Origin of the sequence: Wolbachia endosymbiont of Drosophila bocki, from assembly GCF_028982005.1 — a bacterium.
Taxonomy (GTDB): Bacteria; Pseudomonadota; Alphaproteobacteria; order Rickettsiales; family Anaplasmataceae; genus Wolbachia; species Wolbachia pipientis.
On the sequence record NZ_JAPQLG010000218.1, the window covers coordinates 1 to 2582 of the forward strand.

The following is a 2582-nucleotide window of genomic DNA, read 5'->3' on the forward strand; positions in this document are numbered from 1 at the left end:
AGATATACCTCTTTCTTAACTATGCTTATTTTACCTCATATTTTCGAGATCCTTAACAGGTTCTAAGAGGTCACATATTACATGGCCCTCCTGGAAATGGTAGAACACTTATCGCTCGTGCAATTGCAGGTGAATCAAATACGAATTTCATAAGCATCTCAGGTCCTGAAATTATTGGAGTATATATTGGTCATGGTGCACATGCTGTACGCGAGCTTTTTAAAATAGCAAAAAAATATTCTCCTTGTATAGTCTTTATAGATGAAATAGATGCAGTTGCTCAAAAAAGAAGTACCGCTAATAACTCAGCTTACCATTGTCGAGAGAGTTTAACACAGTTGTTAACTGAAATAGATGGATTTAAGAGCAGAAAAGATATAATAGTAATTGGTGCAACTAACCTTATCGGTGGTATAGATCCAGCACTTATTAGACCTGGACGTTTAGGTCAGAAGGTTTATGTCCCTAATCCAAACATAGAGGTGAGACAAAGGATATTGGAACTTTATATGCGAGGTACAAAAACTGATGAAAAGCTAAACCTCCAAGACATTGCAGACAAGACTGAAGGCTATTCTGGGGCTGAATTAGAGCAATTAGTGAATGAAGCAAAAACTAGCGCTGGTGCGCAAAGACGGCTTATAGTGAGTGAGGAAGATTTCAGTTACGCGCTTCACAGGTTAAGTCCAGAACAAGAAAGAGATAGAATAAGGTTAGTTTCAAACGTGAAGACACAGACAGAAGTATCTTGTTCTATTTAGAGTATAAAACTATCATAAATTTTTCTGTTATTTCCAAATAAATTGCTATTAATTTAACAACATACATTACTAAAAGCTTAAATAATCCAGCCATTTCCAGCAACAAAAAACAGCAAGCGTGAGAAGATTTTTTTTTGGAATGAGTTGGTCATGATGTTTGTAAAACTTAATTTGTACACTTTACTTACCCCCAGTAATTCTGATATAGTTACTTTAGTTAAAGTCTATAAAAGTTTACAAATGGCAACCTTAAGTGTAAGAGAAGCTTTATGCACAGCAATTAGAGAAGAAATGCAAAACGACTCTGATGTGCTTATCATGGGTGAAGAAGTTGCAGAGTATGATGGTGCTTATAAAGTAACGAAAGGATTACTGAAAGAGTTTGGAGAAAACAGAGTAGTTGATACGCCTATTACCGAACATGGGTTTGCTGGCCTTGCTGTTGGAGCGGCATTTGCTGGATTAAAGCCAATAGTCGAGTTCATGACTTTTAATTTTTCTATGCAAGCTATTGACCAAATTGTGAATTCCGCAGCAAAAACAAATTATATGTCAGGCGGACAACTTGGATGCCCTATAGTATTTCGTGGACCAAATGGCGCTGCAGCAAGAGTTGCTGCACAACATTCTCAATGCTTTGCAGCTTGGTATTCGCATATACCGGGGTTAAAAGTAATAGCACCCTATTTTGCCTCAGATTGCAGAGGTCTGCTTAAAGCTGCAATTCGTGACCCTAATCCGGTAATATTTCTAGAAAACGAAATAGCTTATGGACATGAGCATGAAGTTTCTGACTCTGAGCTATCAAACAAAGATTATCTACTTGAGATAGGCAAAGCTGCTGTTATACGGGAAGGAAAGGATGTAACTATCACTGCTTTTTCATTAAAATTAATGGATGCCTTAAATGCAGCAGATTTACTTTCGAGTGAAGGTATAGAAGCTGAAGTTATTGACCTCAGAACCTTAAGACCACTTGACACTCAAACTGTTATTAACTCTATTCAGAAGACTAATAGGTTAGTTAGTGTAGAAGAAGGATGGCCATTTGCAGGAATAGGAGCAGAGCTGTCAGCCGTTGTTATGGAACAAGGATTTGACTACCTTGATGCTCCAGTTGTACGTGTAACTGGCAAGGACATCCCCTTACCTTACGCTGCAAATCTAGAAAAAAAAGCATTACCGCAAGTGGAAGATATAGTTGAAGCCGTGCATCAGGTCTGTTTTAGAAAAAAATAGTTCTTTTTTGTGTCTCCTGTTCCGCATTGGTCCATCAAAGAAGTATTTCCAGTGCCGCCTATACCACCCATTACTTTTATGACGATAGTTTTAGCACCGAAAAATACAGCACAAAATATACCGAGTGCAAAAAGAGCTGGCCATGGCATTCTACCAAATATCGCAAGCAAAGCTGCACCTATTATCACTACGGTCATAAGTGGTCCGCCTATTCCCCAAACGTAGCCAATAATGTTACATATTACTTGAGCAGTTGTATCAGTATTAGTGTCAGCGGCAGCACTCCCAACATGAGAAAAAGAAATAAATAATACTATAAAAAGAATATTAAAAACTTTCCTAGGGTTCATCTCTATACCTTAAATTTAGATATTGCAATTATACCTAAAATACTATAATTTTTAGTAAAACTAGCATAAAGATTGAATAACAAACGGTGCCACAAAAGTAGTTGATACACAACTGCACAAATATTGTAATATAGACATAGTAAACGATATTATTCCAGTGCTTGACGCTGGAATGGCTTTGTTGCATCGCTACTTATGAAAGGCTAACTATAGTTAGAATTATAAGCAACCT

General features: G+C 37.2%; 3 protein-coding genes. 2 read left to right on the forward strand and 1 reads right to left on the reverse strand.

The window, feature by feature from the left end:
- The first annotated feature begins 74 nt into the window (after positions 1-74).
- Positions 75-761 carry an ATP-binding protein gene (locus tag OZD61_RS05640; RefSeq protein WP_274980150.1) on the forward strand — a complete coding sequence of 229 codons (687 nt, stop codon included), beginning with the start codon at positions 75-77 and terminating at the stop codon, positions 759-761.
- Positions 762-1001: 240 nt separating this feature from the next.
- On the forward strand, positions 1002-2000 hold the full coding sequence (locus tag OZD61_RS05645; protein ID WP_012673123.1) for a pyruvate dehydrogenase complex E1 component subunit beta: 999 nt from the start codon (positions 1002-1004) through the stop codon (positions 1998-2000).
- Here OZD61_RS05645 and OZD61_RS05650 read toward each other — a convergent pair.
- Entirely contained in the window at positions 1976-2350 is a 375-nt protein-coding gene (locus OZD61_RS05650) for a TrbC/VirB2 family protein (protein ID WP_006279664.1), read from the reverse strand. The genes OZD61_RS05645 and OZD61_RS05650 overlap by 25 nt on opposite strands.
- Between the last annotated feature and the right edge of the window lie 232 nt (positions 2351-2582).

Excerpts from the sequence above, each read along its gene's own strand:
- OZD61_RS05650 (WP_006279664.1), bottom strand. The coding sequence starts at position 2,350 with ATGAACCCTAGGAAAGTTTTTAATATTCTTTTTATAGTATTATTTATT.
- OZD61_RS05645 (WP_012673123.1), top strand. The coding sequence starts at position 1,002 with ATGGCAACCTTAAGTGTAAGAGAAGCTTTATGCACAGCAATTAGAGAA.